The sequence below is a fragment of the Flavobacterium panacagri genome, assembly GCF_030378165.1.
Classification (GTDB): domain Bacteria; phylum Bacteroidota; class Bacteroidia; order Flavobacteriales; family Flavobacteriaceae; genus Flavobacterium; species Flavobacterium panacagri.
Window position 1 is genome coordinate 412,306 of record NZ_CP119766.1, and the last position, 17,820, is coordinate 430,125.

Here is a 17,820-nt window from a genome sequence, read left to right on the forward strand (position 1 = left end):
AGTCAATTATTATTTGTTGTACAACTCTACGATTAATTGTTCTTTAATGTTTTCTGGAATTTGAAGTCTCGCAGGTACAGAAACGAAAGTTCCTTCTTTAAGATCATTGTTCCAAGTAATCCATTCATAAACATGACTTGAATTTGATAAAGAACGTTCGATAGCTTCTAGAGATTTAGATTTTTCACGAACTGCAACTTTATCACCAGGCTTAAGGTGGTAAGAAGGAATATTAACAACCTCTCCATTTACAGTAATGTGTCTGTGAGAAACGATTTGACGCGCACCTCTTCTAGATGGAGCAATTCCCATTCTAAAAACAACATTATCTAATCTTGCTTCGCATAATTGTAATAGAACTTCACCAGTTACTCCTTTTGTAGCTGATGCTTTTTCGAATAAATTTCTGAATTGTTTTTCTAAAATTCCGTAAGAATATTTAGCTTTTTGCTTTTCCATTAACTGAACAGCGTACTCAGATTTTTTTCCTCTTTTTTTAGCCATCCCGTGTTGTCCAGGTGGGTAATTTCTTTTTTCGAAAGATTTATCATCTCCGAAGATTGCCTCGCCAAATTTACGAGCGATTTTGGTTTTAGGACCAGTATATCTTGCCATTTTAAAAAAAATTTAAGGTAGAAATTATGAATTCAGGTCTAATCCTTCGATAATCTATGTTCTACCTTGTTTATACTATAAAAATAAAAAATTAAACTCTACGTCTTTTTGGAGGACGACATCCGTTGTGCGGCATTGGAGTAACATCGATAATCTCAGTAACTTCAATTCCACCGTTATGAATAGAACGGATAGCAGACTCACGTCCGTTACCTGGTCCTTTTACATAAACCTTCACTTTTTTAAGTCCTGCCTCAAGTGCTACTTTAGCGCAATCTTCTGCTGCCATTTGAGCTGCATAAGGAGTATTCTTTTTAGAACCTCTGAAACCCATTTTACCAGCTGAAGACCAAGAGATAACTTCACCTTTCTTATTAGTCAAAGAAATAATAATGTTATTAAAAGTGGCAGAAATATGAGCCTCACCCGTTGATTCAACGATAACTTTACGTTTTTTTGCAGTTGCTTTAGCCATATTACTTATTATTTAGTTGCTTTTTTCTTGTTAGCAACAGTTTTTCTTTTACCTTTTCTTGTTCTTGAGTTGTTTTTAGTTCTTTGCCCTCTTAATGGAAGACCAGATCTATGACGAATACCTCTGTAACATCCAATATCCATTAAACGTTTAATGTTTAAAGAAATTTCAGAACGTAATTCTCCTTCAATTTTGTAAAATGAAACAGCTTCACGAATCGCTCCGATCTCGTCATCATTCCAATCTTGAACTTTTTTATCTTGGCTAACTTGAGCTTTTTCTAAAATCTCAATAGCTCTACTTTTTCCTAATCCAAAGATGTAGGTAAGTGCGATAACACCTCTTTTGTTTTTTGGGATATCTACCCCTGCTATTCTTGCCATAATTATCCTTGTCTTTGTTTAAATCTAGGATTCTTTTTGTTTATTACGTACAGTCTCCCTTTTCTACGCACGATAATGCACTCGGCACTTCTCTTTTTTACTGATGCTCTAACTTTCATAGTGAATATCCTTTAATATCGATAAGTAATTCTTGCTTTTGACAAATCGTAAGGACTCATTTCTAGTTTCACTTTATCACCAGGTAATAACTTGATGTAATGCATTCGCATTTTTCCAGAAATATGAGCAATTACAATATGTCCATTTTCTAACTCCACACGGAACATCGCATTTGATAATGCTTCAATGATTGATCCGTCTTGTTCTATTGCTGATTGTTTTGCCATAAATATATTAAGCTACCGCTTTTCTATTTTTACCAGTCTTCATTAAACCATCATAATGTTTGTTTAACAAGTATGAATTGATTTGTTGAATAGTATCTATTGCAACTCCAACCATAATTATTAATGAGGTACCTCCAAAAAACATTGCCCAAGATTGTTGTACATCCATAATACTTACAACAATAGCTGGGAACACAGCAATCAAAGCAAGGAATAAAGATCCTGGGAAAGTTATTAAAGACATCACTTTATCTAAGAAATCTGAAGTTTCAGCTCCTGGACGAACTCCTGGAATAAAACCACCGCTTCTCTTTAAATCATCAGCCATTTTGTTAGTAGGTACAGTGATTGCAGTATAAAAGAATGTAAATACAATAATTAAAGTTGCAAAAACAAAATTATACCAGAAACCAAACATATTACTAAATGCACCAACAATAGATTGTGATGTATCTGATTTAGACAATCCGGCTACAGCCGCAGGAATAAACATAATTGCCTGAGCAAAAATAATTGGCATAACTCCAGAAGCATTAAGCTTAAGAGGAATCCATTGTCTATTACCTCCTGCCAAATCTTGCTCGTAATCTCCAGTTGTTGTACGACGAGCGTACTGTACCGGGATTCTACGTACTGCCATTGTAAGCAATACACAAGAAATGATAACTAATAACCACACAATAATTTCAATAACTAATAACATTGGACCTCCATTGTTATTGGTAACACGAGTTGTAAACTCTTGGATAAAAGCTTGCGGTAAACGAGCTAAAATACCAACCATAATTAACAATGAAATACCATTTCCAATACCTTTATCTGTAATTTTCTCCCCAAGCCACATAGCAAAAATTGTACCTGTAACAAGAATGATAACAGACGAGAACAAAAATTCAGGAGAATTAAAGCCTAGCAAAAATGCATTACTAGGCAATGTTCTGTATAAATTATAGATATAAGTTGGACCTTGAACCAATGTGATAGCGATTGTCAACCAACGAGTGATTTGATTAATCTTTTTTCTACCACTTTCCCCATCATTTTGAAGTTTTTGTAAATATGGAATCGCAATCCCCATCAACTGAACAACAATAGACGCAGAAATATAAGGCATGATACCTAAGGCAAAAACTGAAGCCTTAGAGAAAGCACCCCCGGTGAACATGTCTAGAATAGATCCTAGACCATTTTTAGTTTGTCCCGCTAAACCAGTCAATTGCGTTGCGTCAATTCCAGGAAGCGTAACGTGTGCTCCAAAACGATATACTAAAAGCAATCCTAAAGTAATTAAGATTCTATTTTTTAGTTCTTCGATTTTCCAAACATTACTTATTGATTCAATAAATTTCTTCATCTTAATAGATAAGTTATATAGTTACAGCTTCTCCACCAGCAGCTTCAATAGCAGCTTTTGCAGTAGCAGTAAATTTGTGGGCAGTTACTTTTAATTTTGCTTTCAATTCTCCTCTACCTAAAATCTTAACGATTTCATTTTTAGTAGCTAGACGATTTGCCACGAACTCTGCCATAGAAACAGAATCTGTAATTGCACCGTTATCAACTAATAATTGAAGAGTATCTAAATTAACACCTTCGTATTCTTTACGATTGATGTTTTTGAAACCAAACTTAGGTACACGTCTTTGAAGTGGCATTTGCCCTCCTTCAAAACCAATCTTTTTAGAATAACCAGAACGAGATTTTGCTCCTTTGTGTCCACGTGCAGCGGTACCACCTTTTCCAGAACCTTCTCCTCTACCTAATCTCTTATTTTGATTGTGTGTAGATCCCTCAGCAGGTTGTAAGTTACTTAAATTCATAACAGTATTTGTTATTTAGCTTCTTCTACAGAAACTAAGTGTTTAACTTTGTTTATCATCCCAAGGATAGCAGGATTTGACTCATGCTCCACAACTTGTCCAATTTTACGTAGACCTAAAGCTTCCAATCCTCTTTTTTGAGAAAGAGGGCAGTTGATTTTGCTTCTTACTTGTTTTACTAATAATTTAGCCATAATTTCCTAATTAACCTTTAAAAACTTTCTCTAAAGAAACACCTCTTTGTTTTGCAACAGTGTGAGCGCTTCTCATTTGCAATAAAGCATCAAAAGTTGCTTTAACTACGTTATGTGGATTTGATGATCCTTGAGATTTAGACAATACATCGTGAATACCTACTGACTCAAGAACTGAACGAACAGCTCCACCAGCAATAACTCCAGTACCATGAGACGCTGGAATTAAGAATACACGCGCACCACCAAATTTACCTTTTTGTTCGTGAGGAACAGATTGTCCGTTCAAAGGAATTCTAACTAAGTTTTTCTTAGCATCTTCTACTGCTTTCGCAATTGCTTCAGAAACGTCTTTAGATTTTCCTAATCCATGACCAACTACTCCATTTTCATCACCTACAACTACAATAGCAGAAAAACCGAAAGCTCTACCACCTTTTGTAACTTTAGTAACACGATTAACACTTACTAGACGATCTTTAAGTTCAAGACCACTAGGTTTTACCAATTCTACATTTTTGTATTTAGACATAATATATTAGAATTTAAGTCCAGCAGCTCTTGCGCCTTCCGCTAATGATTTAATACGACCGTGATATAAATATCCACCTCTATCAAAAGTGATGGTATCGATCCCAGCTTTTAACGCTTTCTCTGCAACTAATTTTCCAACAGCAGCAGCTACTTCAACGTTAGTACCTTTTCCTATTTCTTTTTCTCTTGAAGATGCAGCTAATATAGTAACTCCATTTACATCATCAATAATTTGAGCGTAAATTTCTTTATTACTTCTAAATACAGAAAGTCTAGGTCTAGCAGCAGAACCACTAACCGATTTTCTAATTCTGAATTTAATTCTCTGTCTTCTTTCAGATTTTGTTAATGACATAATCTTATTTTTTAAGCTGATTTACCTGCTTTTCTTCTTAATACTTCACCCACAAATTTAACACCTTTTCCTTTGTATGGTTCAGGCTTACGGAAACCTCTGATTTTCGCAGCAACTTGACCTAAAAGTTGTTTATCAAATGATGTTAATTTTACGATTGGGTTCTTACCTTTTTCAGATACTGTTTCTAGAGATACTTCAGGAGCAATTTCTAAAACAATATTGTGAGAATATCCAAGAGCTAAATCTAATTTTTGACCTTGGTTTGAAGCTCTATAACCAACTCCAACTAATTCTAGTTCTTTTGTGAAACCTTCAGAAACACCAACAATCATATTACTGATCAAAGATCTGAATAATCCGTGTTTTGCTCTATGGTCTTTATGATCAGACGATCTTTCAACTAAAACTTGATCGCCTTCAACAGTTACAGTTACGTCCGAAAACTCCTGAACTAATTGACCTCTTTTTCCTTTTACTGTAATAACACCGTCTTTAACTTCAACAGTTACACCAGCAGGGATTACAATTGGGCTTTTACCTATTCTTGACATCTTATCTAGTGTTTAAAATTAGTATACGTAACAAATTACTTCACCACCTACATTTAATTGCTTAGCTTGCTTTCCAGTCATCAAACCTTTTGATGTAGAAACAATAGCAATTCCTAATCCATTAAGGATTCTAGGTAATTTGGCAGCACCTGCGTACTTACGTAAACCAGGTTTACTAATTCTTTGGATATCTTTGATTACAGGCTCTTTAGTATCTTTATCATACTTTAAAGCAATTTTGATAGAACCTTGTACAGTGTTCTGCTCAAATTTGTAACTTAAGATGTAACCTTGATCAAATAAGATCTTAGTTATCTCTTTTTTAAGATTAGATGCTGGAATTTCAACAACTTTGTGGTTTGCAGCCACAGCATTACGAACTCTAGTCAAATAATCTGCAATAGGATCTGTATACATATGTATTTGATTGCGATTATGGTTTTCGGGAGACACACGTCTCCCGAACCTTTAATCAATTAAAATTATTTTTTGGTTTGCAAAAGTAATAACTTATTGCGAGATTACCAAGATGCTTTTTTAACACCAGGAATTAATCCATTATTAGCCATTTCACGGAAAGTTACACGAGAAATACCAAATTGACGAATATAACCTCTTGGTCTACCTGTTAATTTACAACGGTTGTGTAAACGAACTGGTGAAGCATTTTTAGGTAATTTTTGTAAACCTTCATAGTCTCCAGCTTCTAATAAAGCTTTTCTCTTTTCAGCATACTTAGCTACCGTTTTCTCTCTTTTAACCTCACGGGCCTTCATTGATTCTTTAGCCATGTCTTAATTCTTTTTAAAAGGTAATCCTAATTCAGCCAATAATGACTTTGCTTCCTTGTCTGTTTTTGCAGTAGTAACAAATGTAATATCCATTCCTGAAATTTTATTTACTTTGTCAATATCAATTTCTGGGAAAATGATTTGCTCTAAAACTCCAAGATTGTAGTTACCTCTTCCGTCGAAACCAGTAGACTTAATACCACTAAAATCTCTAACGCGTGGTAAAGAAGAAGTAATAAGTCTATCTAAAAACTCATACATTCTTTCTCCACGTAAAGTTACTTTTGCTCCAATAGGCATCCCTTTTCTTAATTTGAAAGACGCAACGTCTTTCTTAGAAATTGTAGATACTGCTTTTTGTCCAGTGATCTTTGTTAACTCATCAACTGCATAGTCAATAAGTTTTTTATCAGATACAGCTGCACCAACTCCACGGCTCAAAACGATTTTTTCAAGTTTTGGAACTTGCATTACGTTTGTATATCCGAACTCTTCTTTAAGAGCAGAGATTACTCTACTCTTATATTCTTCTTTTAGTCTAGGTGTATATGCCATTACTATAGTACTTGATTAGATTTTTTTGAAAATCTTACTTTCTTATCTCCTTCTACTCTAATACCTACTCTAGTTGTTTCCTTTGTTTTAGGATCAATTAAAGCAATGTTAGAAATTTGAATAGAAGCTTCTTTCTTAACGATACCACCTTGAGGGTTTTTAGCACTTGGTTTTGTATGTTTTGAAACCATGTTTACACCTTCAACTATCGCTTTATTTTTCTCACGGTAAACACGTAAAACTTTACCTTCAGCACCTTTATGGTCTCCAGCAATAACTCTTACGATATCTCCTGATTTTATTTTTAGCTTTATCATCTTAAAACGAATTAAAGCACTTCTGGTGCTAATGATACAATTTTCATGAATTGTTTTTCACGAAGTTCTCTTGCTACCGGACCAAAAACACGTGTTCCCCTCATTTCTCCTGCAGCGTTCAAAAGAACACATGCATTGTCATCGAAACGGATATAAGAACCATCAGCTCTTCTCACTTCTTTTTTAGTACGTACAACAACTGCAGTTGAAACAGCTCCTTTTTTAACGTTTCCGTTTGGAGTTGCATCTTTGATAGAAACTACAATTTTGTCACCAACAGAGGCATATCTTCTTTTAGTACCTCCTAAAACACGAATAGTTAAAACTTCTTTAGCTCCCGTGTTATCTGCTACTTTTAGTCTTGATTCTTGTTGTACCATAATTATTTAGCTCTTTCTAAGATTTCAACTAATCTCCAACATTTTGTTTTACTTAAAGGACGCGTTTCGCTAATTCTTACAGTATCTCCAATGTTACAGTCGTTTGTTTCGTCGTGTGCAACATATTTCTTAGTTTTCAACACGAACTTACCGTATAATGGGTGTTTTACTTTTCTTACTTCTGAAATAACGATAGACTTATCCATCTTATTTGAAGTAACAACACCTATTCTTTCTTTTCTTAAATTTCTTTTTTCTTCCATCTTTCAGCAGAATACAATTATTGTAACTCTCTTTTAGTTAACTCTGTAGCTAATCTTGCAACTGTTCTTCTAACGCTTCTAATTTGAAGTGGGTTAGCAATTGGAGAGATTGCGTGAGCCATTTTTAGGTCAGCATATACTTTCTTAGTTTGACTAAGCTTTTCTTGCAACTCCGCTGCAGAAAGATCTTTTATTTCTGATTGTTTCATAATAAATATAAATTATGCTTCGAAATCTCTAGCAACGACGAACTTAGTTTTTACTGGAAGTTTTTGAGCTGCAAGACGTAAAGCCTCTTTTGCAACTGACAATGGAACTCCTCCAACTTCAAACATAATTCTTCCTGGTTTAACAACAGCAGCCCAATACTCAACTGCTCCTTTACCTTTACCCATACGTACTTCAAGAGGTTTCTTAGTAATAGGTTTGTCTGGGAAAATTTTAATCCATAATTGTCCCTCTCTTTTCATGTAACGAGTTGCAGCGATACGCGCAGCTTCGATTTGACGAGAAGTTAAGAACATTCCATCTTCATGTACAGATTTAATACCAAACATTCCATTTGAAAGTTCATGCCCTCTTTGAGAGTTACCTTTCATTCTACCTTTTTGTACCTTACGGTATTTTGTTCTTTTAGGCTGTAACATTTTTCTTTAGTTTAAAAATTTACTTTCTTTTACGAGCGTCTGGTTTTCCACCTTTGTTAAAGTTAGATTTGCCTCTAGGAGCATCTCCACCTTTTCCACCACCTGTACCAGATTGTTTTTTGTCCATTCCAGCAAGTGGAGAAAGTTCTCTCTTACCGTAAACCTCACCTTTCATGATCCATACTTTAATACCCATTCTACCATAAGTAGTATGAGCTTCAGCAAGAGCATAATCAATGTCAGCTCTGAAAGTTGATAGAGGAATTCTACCTTCTTTGAAACCTTCTGAACGTGCCATCTCAGCACCATTCAAACGACCAGAAATCAAAACTTTGATACCTTCAGCGTTCATACGCATAGAAGCAGCAATAGCCATTTTGATTGCACGTCTGTAAGAAATACGGCTTTCGATTTGACGAGCGATGCTTGTCGCCACAAGATAAGCATCTAACTCAGGTCTTTTAATTTCAAAGATGTTGATTTGAACCTCTTTGTCAGTAACTTTCTTAAGTTCTTCTTTTAACTTGTCTACCTCTTGCCCACCTTTTCCGATAATGATACCAGGTCTAGCAGTAGTGATAGTAACGGTTACAAGTTTCAAAGTTCTCTCGATGATTACTTTTGATACACTAGCTTTTGATAAACGAGCATGGATATACTTTCTGATTTTGTGATCTTCAGCTAATTTATCGCCGTAATCATTTCCACCATACCAGTTTGAGTCCCATCCTCTGATGATACCAAGTCTATTTCCAATTGGATTTGTCTTTTGTCCCATGCTGCTTAAGAATTGCTTTGTGTGTTATTGATAGCTCCAAGCACGATTGTTACGTGATTAGAACGTTTTCTTATTCTGTGTGCACGACCTTGTGGAGCTGGACGAAGTCTTTTTAACATCATTCCACCATCTACTCTGATCTCTTTAACAAATAATCCAGCTTCTTCTAAATTACCTTCACTATTTTTTTGCTCCCAGTTATTGATTGCAGATAATAATAGTTTTTCTAATTTTCTTGAAGCTTCTTTAGAACTGAATCTTAAAATGTTAAGTGCTCTTTCTACCTTCTGACCTCTTACCAAGTCCGCTACTAAGCGCATTTTTCTAGGTGAAGTAGGGCAGTTATTCAATTTTGCGAAAGCAATAGACTTATTAGCCTCTTTTCTCGCATCTGCTGTTTCTCTTTTACGAACTCCCATTGCTTCTTATTTTTTACCTTTATTTTTTGCTCCAGCATGACCTCTAAAAGATCTAGTTGGTGAAAACTCTCCTAATTTGTGACCTACCATGTTTTCTGTTACGTAAACTGGTACAAATTGACGACCGTTATGAACTGCGATAGTTTGTCCAACGAAATCCGGAGTAATCATTGAAGCTCTAGACCAAGTCTTTACAACTGCATTTTTACCACTTTCTACGTTTTCTTGAACTTTCTTGTCTAATTTATAATGAACGAAAGGTCCTTTTTTTAATGAACGTGCCATATCTTATTATTTCTTTCTACGTTCTACGATATACTTGTTACTCGGGTTTTTCTTAGAACGAGTTCTGTAACCTTTAGCTGGCAATCCGTTTCTTGAACGTGGATGCCCTCCAGAAGAACGTCCTTCACCACCTCCCATAGGGTGATCAACTGGGTTCATCGCTACTGGTCTAGTTCTAGGTCTTCTTCCTAACCATCTTGTTCTACCTGCTTTTCCAGATACAACTAATTGGTGGTCAGAGTTAGAAACAGCTCCAATTGTAGCCGAACATGTCAACAAGATTAATCTTGTCTCTCCAGATGGCATTTTAATTGTTGCGTATTTCCCGTCTCTTGCCATTAACTGAGCAAAAGTTCCAGCTGAACGAGCAATAACAGCTCCTTGTCCTGGACGTAACTCAATACAAGATATAACAGTTCCAAGAGGAATTCTGCTTAAAGGTAAAGTATTACCAATCTCTGGTTGAGATTCTGGTCCAGAAACTAATTTCTGACCAACTTTCAATCCATTTTGAGCGATAATATAAGTTTTCTCTCCATCAGCATAAGCTAATAAAGCAATAAACGCAGTACGATTCGGATCGTATTCGATTGATTTCACTGTAGCTGGAATTCCATCTTTAGTTCTTTTGAAATCGATAATACGATATCTCTGCTTGTGACCACCACCCGTATAACGCATGGTCATCTTTCCTTGACTATTTCTACCTCCAGAGTTTTTTATCGGCGCTATCAAAGAGCGTTCCGGCTTATCAGTTGTAATGGCGTCATAACCATTCACAACTCTAAATCGCTGACCTGGGGTAATAGGTTTTAATTTTCTTACTGACATTTTTCTATCTTAGATATTGTTGTAAAAATCAATTGTTTCTCCTTCTTGTACTTGAACGATTGCTTTTTTGTAAGCATTTGTCTTTCCACTGATTAAACCACTTTTAGTGTATTTAGTAGATCTATCTGGTCTCACATTCATTGTATTAACAGAAACGATAGTTACTCCATAAGCAGCTTCAACAGCTTTCTTAATTTCAACTTTGTTTGCTTTTTTGTCAACAACGAATCCGAAGCGGTTTAGAACTTCACTTTCTTTGGTTACTTTTTCCGTTACTATAGGTCTAATAATAATGCTCATATTCCTATTATTTACTTAAATTTTCTTCAATTAACTCTAAAGAACCTTCCAAAAGCACTAAATTATTAGCGTTTAAGATTGCGTAAGTGCTTAATTCTGAGCTAGTTACGACATTAGAAGCCTTTAAATTACGTGACGACAAATATACATTTTTATTTGACTCACCCAACACGAATAAAGATTTTTTATTCTCTAACCCTAAAGCTTTCAAAACGTTAATGAAATTTTTAGTGTTTGGTACTTCAAAATTAAAGTCTTCTAAAACTACTATATTTGACTCTTTTGCTTTGATTGAGAAAGCAGATTTTCTTGCTAATCTCTTCAAGTTTTTATTCAATTTAAATGAATAACTTCTTGGTCTTGGTCCGAAAACTGTTCCACCACCTTTAAACAAAGGATTTTTAACACTTCCTGCACGAGCAGTACCAGTTCCTTTTTGTTTTTTAATCTTACGAGTACTTCCAGTTACTTCAGCTCTTTCTTTAGCCTTATGAGTACCTTGTCTTTGATTAGCAAGATATTGCTTAACATCAAGATATACAGCGTGATTGTTTGGTTCAATTGCGAATACTGAATCAGAAAGTTGAACTTTTCTTCCAGTATCTTTTCCGTTGAAATCTAATACTTTTACTTCCATTACTTCTGAATGATTACATAAGAGTTTTTATGCCCAGGAACACATCCTTTAACAACAAGTAAGTTCTTCTCAGCAACTACTTTTAAAACTCTAAGGTTTTGAACTTTTACATTTTCTCCTCCCATTCTTCCAGCCATACGCATTCCTTTGAATACTCTAGATGGATAAGAAGAAGCTCCTACAGAACCTGGCGCTCTTAAACGGTTGTGCTGACCATGAGTAGCTTGTCCAACACCACCAAAACCGTGACGTTTAACAACACCTTGGAAACCTTTACCTTTAGACACACCTTGTACATCTACAAATTCTCCTTCTTCAAAAATAGAAACATCAATAAGATCTCCTAATTTTTGTTCAGTTGCAAAATCTTGGAATTCAACGACTTTTTTCTTAGCAACAGTTCCAGCTTTTTTAAAGTGACCTAAAGCCGCTTTAGTAGAATGTTTCTCGTTTTTGTCATCGAAACCAAGTTGCAACGCTTCATACCCGTCAACCTCGTTGGTTCTGACTTGGGTAACAACGCATGGACCAGCTTCGATTACTGTACAAGGAATGTTTTTCCCGTTTTCGTCAAAAATACTAGTCATGCCGATTTTCTTACCAATTAACCCAGACATAAATATTAATTATTAATTACTAAAATTCCCTTCAATTTGAAAATCACATAAATTTCCAAACAGGGAGTGCAAAAGTAGATATTAAAATCGAATAAACCAAACAGTTACAAAAATTAAATCGCTCATTATCAAAATCCAAGCCTAAAAAGAATACAAAATCAAACCTGATTTACCCCAAAAAAGAAATTTCACTTTTACACCAAAACCAATTTCTAACTTAACAATTACTTAAACAATTCACAACAAAAACCTCTCGCATCTCACTAAAATAAAGACTTTTACAAATTTTAACATAAACCGGAGCAACAAAAAAACTCAATCAAAAATTATCATACAGCAATAAAAAAAGCGAGACATTTCTGTCTCGCTTTTATCTATAAAAAAATATAAAAAAATTATACTTTTATCTCTACTTCCACTCCACTTGGCAATTCAAGTTTCATTAAAGCATCAATTGTTTTAGATGAAGATGAATAAATATCAATCAATCTCTTGTATGACATTACTTCAAATTGCTCTCTCGCTTTTTTGTTAACGTGCGGAGAACGTAATACAGTGAAAAGTTTTTTGTGAGTTGGCAACGGAATAGGACCTGTTACAACTGCTCCAGTAGTTTTTACTGTTTTTACGATCTTTTCAGCAGATTTATCTACCAACATGTGATCGTAAGATTTTAGTTTTATTCTGATTTTTTGACTCATTTTCTTAAAATTAAGCGTTACCTTTTGCTTTTTTGATTACCTCTTCTGAAATATTAGAAGGTGTTTCTGCATAGTGAGAAAACTCCATTGTTGAAGTTGCTCTACCAGAAGATAATGTTCTTAATGTAGTTACATAACCAAACATTTCTGATAAAGGCACATCAGCTTTAATAGTTTTAGCACCATTTCTATCACCCATATCATTTACCTGACCTCTACGACGGTTCAAGTCACCAACGATATCACCCATATTTTCTTCTGGAGTAATAACTTCGATTTTCATGATTGGCTCAAGAATAACAGCTCCAGCAGCACGTCCTGACTCTTTATAACCCATTCTAGCAGCTAATTCAAAAGAAAGAGCATCAGAATCCACAGGGTGGAAAGATCCATCTAATAAAGTTACTTTTAAACTATCAACAGCATACCCAGCTAACGGACCTGTTTTCATAGCCTCACGGAAACCTTTTTCAACAGCAGGAATATACTCTTTTGGTACGTTACCACCTTTTACCTCATTTACGAATTGCAATCCAACTGGAACTTTACCATCAACTTCATCAGCAGGCTCGATTCTAAATACGATATCACCGAATTTACCACGACCTCCAGATTGTTTTTTGTAAGTTTCTCTATGTTGAGCAGATTTAGTAAACGCCTCTTTGTACTCTACTTGTGGCTCACCTTGATTAACCTCTACCTTAAACTCACGTTTCATACGATCAACTAAGATATCTAAGTGAAGCTCACCCATACCAGAAATAATAGTTTGACCTGAAGCCTCATCAGTTCTTACAGTAAATGTTGGATCTTCTTCAGCTAATTTAGCCAAAGCCATACCCATCTTATCAACGTCAGCTTTAGTTTTAGGCTCGATAGCAATACCAATTACAGGCTCTGGGAATTTCATAGACTCCAAAATAATTGGATTCTTTTCATCGCAAAGTGTATCTCCAGTTTTGATATCTTTAAATCCTACAGCAGCCCCAATATCTCCAGCCTCAATATATTCGATTGGATTTTGCTTGTTAGCATGCATTTGGTAAATACGAGAAATTCTCTCTTTGTTACCAGAACGAGTATTTAAAACGTAAGAACCAGCATCTAAACGTCCAGAATAAGCACGGAAGAAAGCTAAACGACCTACGAATGGGTCAGTAGCAATTTTAAATGCCAAAGCAGCAAACGGCTCTTTTACATCTGGACGACGTAAGATTTTAGTTTGATCTTCTTCTAATAATTCAGCATCATCAGGGTGAATTCCTTCAATACCTTCTTTATCTAATGGAGATGGTAAATACTTACAAACAGCATCCAACATAAATTGAACTCCTTTATTTTTGAAAGAAGAACCAGCAAGCATAGGAATGATTGCCATATCAATTGTAGCCGCTCTTAATGCATTGTTGATTTCTTCCTCTGTAATAGAGTTTTCATCTTCCATGTATTTATCCAAAAGATTCTCATCATAAGTTGCAATCTCTTCGATAAGGATAGAACGGTAGTGTTTTACATCATCAACCATATCAGCCGGGATATCAACGATATCAAAAGTAGCCCCCTGAGTCTCATCATGCCATACGATAGCCTGATTTTTCACCAAGTCAACAATACCTTTAAAATCTGCTTCATCACCAATAGGCAAAGTAATTGCAACCGCATTCGATTTCAACATATCTTTAACCTGTCCGCATACAGCTAAAAAGTTAGCACCTTGACGGTCCATTTTGTTTACGAATCCCATACGAGGAACTCTATATTGATCAGCAAGTCTCCAGTTAGTTTCTGACTGAGGCTCAACACCATCAACAGCACTAAACAAGAAAACTAAACCATCAAGTACACGTAAAGAACGGTTTACCTCTACAGTAAAGTCAACGTGTCCAGGAGTATCAATAATATTAAAGTGGTAAGGCAATGATTCTGGAAGAACTTTACCTTGCTCAGTTGGAAAATTCCAAGTACAAGTTGTAGCAGCAGATGTAATTGTAATACCTCTTTCTTGCTCTTGCGCCATCCAGTCCATTGTTGCAGCACCATCGTGTACCTCACCAATTTTGTGTGATTTTCCAGTATAAAAAAGAATACGCTCAGTAGTTGTTGTTTTACCAGCATCAATGTGAGCAGCGATCCCGATATTTCTTGTATATTTTAAATCTCTAGCCATTTCTTACGAATTAAAATCTAAAGTGAGAGAATGCTTTATTAGCTTCTGCCATTTTGTGAGTATCCATTCTTTTCTTAACTGCAGCACCTTCTTCTTTAGCCGCAGCTAAACACTCAGAAGCTAAACGTTGTGCCATAGATTTTTCATTTCTTCTTCTTGAATAAAGTATTAACCACTTCATTGCCATAGAAATTTTTCTGTCTGGACGAATCTGCATTGGAATTTGGAATGTAGCTCCACCAACTCTACGGCTACGTACTTCTACGTGAGGCATAACGTTTGTTAAAGCATCTTTCCAGATCTCTAATGAAGTTTTCTCATCATTTTGCTTTTTAGTTTCAATGATATCAATAGCATCATAAAATACTTTAAAAGCTGTAGATTTCTTACCATCCCACATTAAGTTATTCACAAAACGTGTTACTAATTGGTCATTAAACCTTGGATCCGGTAAAAGTGGTCTTTTCTTTGCCGCTCTTTTTCTCATGTCTTTTTCTTAAAAGTTTTTAAATTACTTTTTTGCTTCTTTTGGGCGTTTAGCACCGTACTTAGATCTTCTTTGCGTTCTTCCTGCAACACCTGACGTATCAAGCGCTCCACGAACGATGTGATATCTAACACCTGGTAAATCTTTTACCCTTCCACCTCGCACTAATACTATCGAGTGCTCTTGTAGATTATGTCCTTCTCCTGGGATGTAAGCATTCACCTCATTACCATTTGTCAAACGTACACGCGCAACTTTACGCATTGCAGAGTTTGGTTTTTTTGGTGTAGTAGTGTAAACACGCGTACAAACCCCTCTTCTTTGAGGACAAGAATCTAAAGCAACCGATTTACTCTTCTTAGTGATCTGAGTTCTTCCTGTTCTTACTAATTGTTGAATTGTTGGCATAATTAATACTAAAAATTATTATGTTTATTAAATTCCCGCTTTTTACGGGGTTGCAAATGTATAAAATATTTCTCAGTATACAAACGTTAAACCATTAATTTTCAACAACATTATTTATAACTATGATTTCACAAAGAAACATTAGATATTTGCTTTACATTTAACTAACAAAACAATTGCTTTTGAAACAATTACTAAACATATACATCCTATTAATTAGCTCAAGCTGTTTTGCCCAATCTTTTTGCCTTAATATAAATGGAATCAACAAAGAACAGAGCCAAACAATTGATTCTATTTCATATAACAAAAAACACTCTAACCTAAAATCTCTTTACAACGAAATCACAATTATCACAAATCAACTAACAAAACAAGGGTTTATTGATTCCGAAATTATAGAAAACAAGAAAATAAACGACAGTACTTTCAACGCCATAATCGACCTAAAAAACAAGATAAAAGAAGTACATATATATATAGGTATAAATAATTCTTTTTATAATGAAAAAACAGCAACAAAAGACAGCATATTTATTCCATATTCTGAATTAGAAAATTTCCTCAATCAAGAAATTTCTAATAAAGAAAAAGCAGGTTTTGCATTTACTAAAATAAAACTGAAAAATATCACTAAAAAGAATTCGATAATTTATGCTGCTTTAAATTTAGATTCCGAAAAAAAAAGAGCTTTAAATTCAATTATTCTAAATTATGCTAACTCGGATTCAAAAGATTTTTTCCCAAAAGGAGCATTAAAACAACTCAATAGAAAATATCTAAACAGAACTTTTAATCAAGAAATTATTAAAAACATTTATACCGATATAAATAGTTTTGAATTTATATCCCAAACCAAATATCCCGAAATACTTTTCACAAAGGACTCAACTAAAATCTACACTTATATTGAAAAAAGAAAAGCGAATACATTTGATGGTTACATTGGCTTTTCAAATGACGAAAACAAAAAACTTGTCTTAAATGGATATCTAGATATTTCTTTAGTCAACACATTGCATGCTGGAGAAAAATTTTCGTTATACTGGAAAAGCGATGGCAATCAACAAAAAACGTTTAATACTAAAATTGAAATTCCATATATATTTCAATCTCCAATAGGAATAAAAGCGCAATTAAACATATTCAAACAAGACAGCACTTTCCAAAATACTAAAACCGATATCAACTTAGGATATTATTTGAACTACAATTCAAAACTTTACATTGGATATCAATCCACAGAATCCAGCGATATTCAAAACACAAACAATTCTTCAATCAGCGATTTCAACAATTCGTACCTGACAACTACTTTTGATTTACAAAAATTAGATTACCAAAATCCATTATTTTTCAATAAAGCGTTCATATACACCTCACTGGGATTTGGAAAACGAACTACGAACAACAGTCCTCAAACAGCCGGAACAAGCAATCAGTTTTTTGCAAACATTAACCTTAAGTACAATTTTGAACTTAATCCGAAAAATTTCATTAACATAAATTCACAAAATTTTTTCTTAAAAAGTCAAAACTACATTTCAAACGAATTATTCCGCTTTGGAGGAATGAATTCGATCAGAGGCTTTTTAGAAAATAGTCTTCAAGCTAACTTCACTTCGATGTTATTAACAGAATACAGGTATCTGATTTCACAAAATCTATACTTTAACTCTATTTTAGACTATGCCCTTTACCAAGACCAAACAGTTACTTTAAACCAAAAACAGATAAAAAAATTGATCGGCATCGGCATTGGCGCAACAATCCAAACAACAAGTGGTATTTTACGAATAAATCTCAGTAATGGCGCGGAAAGAGCATCGGATTTGCAATTATTTAACACTATCATCAACATATGTTATAATGTTAAATTTTGATGTATATTAAAAAAAGATTAAAAGAACATTAGGATAGTTAACAAATAATTAAGAGTTTTACCACACTAATTCAAAAT

31 protein-coding genes are annotated in these 17,820 nt (G+C 34.6%); 1 reads left to right on the forward strand and 30 read right to left on the reverse strand.

Going from position 1 to position 17,820, the window contains the following annotated elements; genetic code table 11:
* Positions 1-9: 9 nt before the first annotated feature.
* From rpsD to rpsL, 30 genes are all read right to left on the reverse strand, one after another.
* Complete coding sequence (gene rpsD, locus P2W65_RS01965; RefSeq protein ID WP_008464326.1) at positions 10-615, reverse strand: 30S ribosomal protein S4; 606 nt, start codon at positions 613-615, stop codon at positions 10-12.
* A gap of 91 nt (positions 616-706) precedes the next feature.
* Complete coding sequence (rpsK, locus tag P2W65_RS01970; RefSeq protein WP_026727866.1) at positions 707-1,090, reverse strand: 30S ribosomal protein S11; 384 nt, start codon at positions 1,088-1,090, stop codon at positions 707-709.
* Between the two features lie 8 nt (positions 1,091-1,098).
* Positions 1,099-1,473, reverse strand: a complete 375-nt coding sequence (gene rpsM / locus P2W65_RS01975; RefSeq protein ID WP_008464322.1) for a 30S ribosomal protein S13 — start codon at positions 1,471-1,473, stop codon at positions 1,099-1,101.
* Between the two features lie 2 nt (positions 1,474-1,475).
* Entirely contained in the window at positions 1,476-1,592 is a 117-nt protein-coding gene (gene ykgO, locus P2W65_RS01980) for a type B 50S ribosomal protein L36 (RefSeq protein ID WP_002987490.1), read from the reverse strand.
* A 12-nt stretch (positions 1,593-1,604) separates the two neighbouring features.
* Positions 1,605-1,820, reverse strand: a complete 216-nt coding sequence (gene infA / locus P2W65_RS01985) for a translation initiation factor IF-1 (protein WP_007136545.1) — start codon at positions 1,818-1,820, stop codon at positions 1,605-1,607.
* Between the two features lie 7 nt (positions 1,821-1,827).
* A complete protein-coding gene (gene secY / locus P2W65_RS01990) occupies positions 1,828-3,174 on the reverse strand; it encodes a preprotein translocase subunit SecY (RefSeq protein WP_007803669.1) in 1,347 nt (448 codons plus the stop codon).
* 13 nt (positions 3,175-3,187) lie between these two features.
* Positions 3,188-3,640 carry a 50S ribosomal protein L15 gene (gene rplO, locus P2W65_RS01995; protein ID WP_179002200.1) on the reverse strand — a complete coding sequence of 151 codons (453 nt, stop codon included), beginning with the start codon at positions 3,638-3,640 and terminating at the stop codon, positions 3,188-3,190.
* 11 nt (positions 3,641-3,651) lie between these two features.
* Positions 3,652-3,834: a 50S ribosomal protein L30 gene (gene rpmD, locus P2W65_RS02000; RefSeq protein WP_008464315.1), complete on the reverse strand. Its 183-nt coding sequence runs from the start codon at positions 3,832-3,834 to the stop codon at positions 3,652-3,654.
* 10 nt (positions 3,835-3,844) lie between these two features.
* Positions 3,845-4,369, reverse strand: coding sequence for a 30S ribosomal protein S5 (gene rpsE, locus P2W65_RS02005; RefSeq protein WP_085949269.1), 525 nt, complete (start codon positions 4,367-4,369; stop codon positions 3,845-3,847).
* A 3-nt stretch (positions 4,370-4,372) separates the two neighbouring features.
* Positions 4,373-4,723 carry a 50S ribosomal protein L18 gene (gene rplR, locus P2W65_RS02010; protein WP_035650451.1) on the reverse strand — a complete coding sequence of 117 codons (351 nt, stop codon included), beginning with the start codon at positions 4,721-4,723 and terminating at the stop codon, positions 4,373-4,375.
* A gap of 11 nt (positions 4,724-4,734) precedes the next feature.
* The gene (gene rplF, locus P2W65_RS02015) at positions 4,735-5,277 is read right to left on the reverse strand and encodes a 50S ribosomal protein L6 (RefSeq protein WP_179002198.1); all 543 of its coding nucleotides are present in this window, start codon (positions 5,275-5,277) and stop codon (positions 4,735-4,737) included.
* A gap of 18 nt (positions 5,278-5,295) precedes the next feature.
* On the reverse strand, positions 5,296-5,694 hold the full coding sequence (gene rpsH / locus P2W65_RS02020; RefSeq protein WP_008464306.1) for a 30S ribosomal protein S8: 399 nt from the start codon (positions 5,692-5,694) through the stop codon (positions 5,296-5,298).
* Between the two features lie 104 nt (positions 5,695-5,798).
* Positions 5,799-6,068, reverse strand: coding sequence for a 30S ribosomal protein S14 (gene rpsN, locus P2W65_RS02025; protein WP_031456037.1), 270 nt, complete (start codon positions 6,066-6,068; stop codon positions 5,799-5,801).
* A gap of 3 nt (positions 6,069-6,071) precedes the next feature.
* On the reverse strand, positions 6,072-6,623 hold the full coding sequence (rplE, locus tag P2W65_RS02030) for a 50S ribosomal protein L5 (RefSeq protein WP_289663184.1): 552 nt from the start codon (positions 6,621-6,623) through the stop codon (positions 6,072-6,074).
* 2 nt (positions 6,624-6,625) lie between these two features.
* A complete protein-coding gene (gene rplX / locus P2W65_RS02035) occupies positions 6,626-6,940 on the reverse strand; it encodes a 50S ribosomal protein L24 (protein WP_026727873.1) in 315 nt (104 codons plus the stop codon).
* An 11-nt stretch (positions 6,941-6,951) separates the two neighbouring features.
* The gene (gene rplN, locus P2W65_RS02040) at positions 6,952-7,320 is read right to left on the reverse strand and encodes a 50S ribosomal protein L14 (protein ID WP_007803649.1); all 369 of its coding nucleotides are present in this window, start codon (positions 7,318-7,320) and stop codon (positions 6,952-6,954) included.
* A gap of 2 nt (positions 7,321-7,322) precedes the next feature.
* Entirely contained in the window at positions 7,323-7,583 is a 261-nt protein-coding gene (rpsQ, locus tag P2W65_RS02045) for a 30S ribosomal protein S17 (protein WP_012022485.1), read from the reverse strand.
* 17 nt (positions 7,584-7,600) lie between these two features.
* A complete protein-coding gene (gene rpmC, locus P2W65_RS02050; RefSeq protein WP_008464297.1) occupies positions 7,601-7,792 on the reverse strand; it encodes a 50S ribosomal protein L29 in 192 nt (63 codons plus the stop codon).
* Between the two features lie 12 nt (positions 7,793-7,804).
* A complete protein-coding gene (gene rplP, locus P2W65_RS02055; RefSeq protein WP_008464295.1) occupies positions 7,805-8,230 on the reverse strand; it encodes a 50S ribosomal protein L16 in 426 nt (141 codons plus the stop codon).
* A 19-nt stretch (positions 8,231-8,249) separates the two neighbouring features.
* Positions 8,250-9,008 (reverse strand): 30S ribosomal protein S3, encoded by a 759-nt coding sequence (gene rpsC / locus P2W65_RS02060; RefSeq protein WP_008464292.1) that lies wholly within the window; start codon positions 9,006-9,008, stop codon positions 8,250-8,252.
* A 5-nt stretch (positions 9,009-9,013) separates the two neighbouring features.
* Positions 9,014-9,427 carry a 50S ribosomal protein L22 gene (gene rplV / locus P2W65_RS02065; RefSeq protein WP_007803631.1) on the reverse strand — a complete coding sequence of 138 codons (414 nt, stop codon included), beginning with the start codon at positions 9,425-9,427 and terminating at the stop codon, positions 9,014-9,016.
* 6 nt (positions 9,428-9,433) lie between these two features.
* Positions 9,434-9,712 (reverse strand): 30S ribosomal protein S19, encoded by a 279-nt coding sequence (gene rpsS / locus P2W65_RS02070; RefSeq protein ID WP_008464288.1) that lies wholly within the window; start codon positions 9,710-9,712, stop codon positions 9,434-9,436.
* Between the two features lie 6 nt (positions 9,713-9,718).
* Complete coding sequence (gene rplB, locus P2W65_RS02075; protein ID WP_008464287.1) at positions 9,719-10,543, reverse strand: 50S ribosomal protein L2; 825 nt, start codon at positions 10,541-10,543, stop codon at positions 9,719-9,721.
* Between the two features lie 9 nt (positions 10,544-10,552).
* Positions 10,553-10,843 (reverse strand): 50S ribosomal protein L23, encoded by a 291-nt coding sequence (rplW, locus tag P2W65_RS02080; protein WP_091496652.1) that lies wholly within the window; start codon positions 10,841-10,843, stop codon positions 10,553-10,555.
* A 7-nt stretch (positions 10,844-10,850) separates the two neighbouring features.
* Positions 10,851-11,480 (reverse strand): 50S ribosomal protein L4, encoded by a 630-nt coding sequence (gene rplD / locus P2W65_RS02085; protein WP_132989111.1) that lies wholly within the window; start codon positions 11,478-11,480, stop codon positions 10,851-10,853.
* Positions 11,480-12,097 carry a 50S ribosomal protein L3 gene (gene rplC, locus P2W65_RS02090; RefSeq protein ID WP_091496656.1) on the reverse strand — a complete coding sequence of 206 codons (618 nt, stop codon included), beginning with the start codon at positions 12,095-12,097 and terminating at the stop codon, positions 11,480-11,482. The genes rplD and rplC overlap by 1 nt, the downstream gene beginning before the upstream one ends.
* Positions 12,098-12,492: 395 nt before the next feature.
* Positions 12,493-12,798, reverse strand: coding sequence for a 30S ribosomal protein S10 (rpsJ, locus tag P2W65_RS02095; protein ID WP_007803605.1), 306 nt, complete (start codon positions 12,796-12,798; stop codon positions 12,493-12,495).
* Between the two features lie 10 nt (positions 12,799-12,808).
* Entirely contained in the window at positions 12,809-14,965 is a 2,157-nt protein-coding gene (fusA, locus tag P2W65_RS02100; protein WP_163407836.1) for an elongation factor G, read from the reverse strand.
* Positions 14,966-14,975: 10 nt separating this feature from the next.
* A complete protein-coding gene (rpsG, locus tag P2W65_RS02105) occupies positions 14,976-15,452 on the reverse strand; it encodes a 30S ribosomal protein S7 (protein ID WP_026727879.1) in 477 nt (158 codons plus the stop codon).
* 24 nt (positions 15,453-15,476) lie between these two features.
* Complete coding sequence (gene rpsL / locus P2W65_RS02110) at positions 15,477-15,860, reverse strand: 30S ribosomal protein S12 (RefSeq protein ID WP_007136570.1); 384 nt, start codon at positions 15,858-15,860, stop codon at positions 15,477-15,479.
* 182 nt (positions 15,861-16,042) lie between these two features.
* Between rpsL and P2W65_RS02115 the strand changes: the two genes are divergently transcribed.
* Positions 16,043-17,743: a BamA/TamA family outer membrane protein gene (locus tag P2W65_RS02115; protein ID WP_289663220.1), complete on the forward strand. Its 1,701-nt coding sequence runs from the start codon at positions 16,043-16,045 to the stop codon at positions 17,741-17,743.
* The last annotated feature ends 77 nt before the right edge of the window (positions 17,744-17,820 follow it).

Excerpts from the sequence above, each read along its gene's own strand:
- rplB (WP_008464287.1), bottom strand. The coding sequence starts at position 10,543 with ATGTCAGTAAGAAAATTAAAACCTATTACCCCAGGTCAGCGATTTAGA.
- rpsS (WP_008464288.1), bottom strand. The coding sequence starts at position 9,712 with ATGGCACGTTCATTAAAAAAAGGACCTTTCGTTCATTATAAATTAGAC.
- infA (WP_007136545.1), bottom strand. The coding sequence starts at position 1,820 with ATGGCAAAACAATCAGCAATAGAACAAGACGGATCAATCATTGAAGCA.
- secY (WP_007803669.1), bottom strand. The coding sequence starts at position 3,174 with ATGAAGAAATTTATTGAATCAATAAGTAATGTTTGGAAAATCGAAGAA.
- rplC (WP_091496656.1), bottom strand. The coding sequence starts at position 12,097 with ATGTCTGGGTTAATTGGTAAGAAAATCGGCATGACTAGTATTTTTGAC.
- rpsG (WP_026727879.1), bottom strand. The coding sequence starts at position 15,452 with ATGAGAAAAAGAGCGGCAAAGAAAAGACCACTTTTACCGGATCCAAGG.
- rplN (WP_007803649.1), bottom strand. The coding sequence starts at position 7,320 with ATGGTACAACAAGAATCAAGACTAAAAGTAGCAGATAACACGGGAGCT.
- rpsH (WP_008464306.1), bottom strand. The coding sequence starts at position 5,694 with ATGTATACAGATCCTATTGCAGATTATTTGACTAGAGTTCGTAATGCT.
- rpsL (WP_007136570.1), bottom strand. The coding sequence starts at position 15,860 with ATGCCAACAATTCAACAATTAGTAAGAACAGGAAGAACTCAGATCACT.
- rpmC (WP_008464297.1), bottom strand. The coding sequence starts at position 7,792 with ATGAAACAATCAGAAATAAAAGATCTTTCTGCAGCGGAGTTGCAAGAA.
- fusA (WP_163407836.1), bottom strand. The coding sequence starts at position 14,965 with ATGGCTAGAGATTTAAAATATACAAGAAATATCGGGATCGCTGCTCAC.
- rpsM (WP_008464322.1), bottom strand. The coding sequence starts at position 1,473 with ATGGCAAGAATAGCAGGGGTAGATATCCCAAAAAACAAAAGAGGTGTT.
- rplV (WP_007803631.1), bottom strand. The coding sequence starts at position 9,427 with ATGGGAGTTCGTAAAAGAGAAACAGCAGATGCGAGAAAAGAGGCTAAT.
- rplX (WP_026727873.1), bottom strand. The coding sequence starts at position 6,940 with ATGATAAAGCTAAAAATAAAATCAGGAGATATCGTAAGAGTTATTGCT.
- rpsD (WP_008464326.1), bottom strand. The coding sequence starts at position 615 with ATGGCAAGATATACTGGTCCTAAAACCAAAATCGCTCGTAAATTTGGC.
- rpmD (WP_008464315.1), bottom strand. The coding sequence starts at position 3,834 with ATGGCTAAATTATTAGTAAAACAAGTAAGAAGCAAAATCAACTGCCCT.
- rplD (WP_132989111.1), bottom strand. The coding sequence starts at position 11,480 with ATGGAAGTAAAAGTATTAGATTTCAACGGAAAAGATACTGGAAGAAAA.
- rpsJ (WP_007803605.1), bottom strand. The coding sequence starts at position 12,798 with ATGAGTCAAAAAATCAGAATAAAACTAAAATCTTACGATCACATGTTG.
- rpsC (WP_008464292.1), bottom strand. The coding sequence starts at position 9,008 with ATGGGACAAAAGACAAATCCAATTGGAAATAGACTTGGTATCATCAGA.
- rpsN (WP_031456037.1), bottom strand. The coding sequence starts at position 6,068 with ATGGCTAAAGAATCAATGAAGGCCCGTGAGGTTAAAAGAGAGAAAACG.
- ykgO (WP_002987490.1), bottom strand. The coding sequence starts at position 1,592 with ATGAAAGTTAGAGCATCAGTAAAAAAGAGAAGTGCCGAGTGCATTATC.
- rpsK (WP_026727866.1), bottom strand. The coding sequence starts at position 1,090 with ATGGCTAAAGCAACTGCAAAAAAACGTAAAGTTATCGTTGAATCAACG.
- rplE (WP_289663184.1), bottom strand. The coding sequence starts at position 6,623 with ATGGCATATACACCTAGACTAAAAGAAGAATATAAGAGTAGAGTAATC.
- rplW (WP_091496652.1), bottom strand. The coding sequence starts at position 10,843 with ATGAGCATTATTATTAGACCTATAGTAACGGAAAAAGTAACCAAAGAA.
- rplO (WP_179002200.1), bottom strand. The coding sequence starts at position 3,640 with ATGAATTTAAGTAACTTACAACCTGCTGAGGGATCTACACACAATCAA.
- rplF (WP_179002198.1), bottom strand. The coding sequence starts at position 5,277 with ATGTCAAGAATAGGTAAAAGCCCAATTGTAATCCCTGCTGGTGTAACT.
- rpsQ (WP_012022485.1), bottom strand. The coding sequence starts at position 7,583 with ATGGAAGAAAAAAGAAATTTAAGAAAAGAAAGAATAGGTGTTGTTACT.
- rplP (WP_008464295.1), bottom strand. The coding sequence starts at position 8,230 with ATGTTACAGCCTAAAAGAACAAAATACCGTAAGGTACAAAAAGGTAGA.
- rplR (WP_035650451.1), bottom strand. The coding sequence starts at position 4,723 with ATGTCATTAACAAAATCTGAAAGAAGACAGAGAATTAAATTCAGAATT.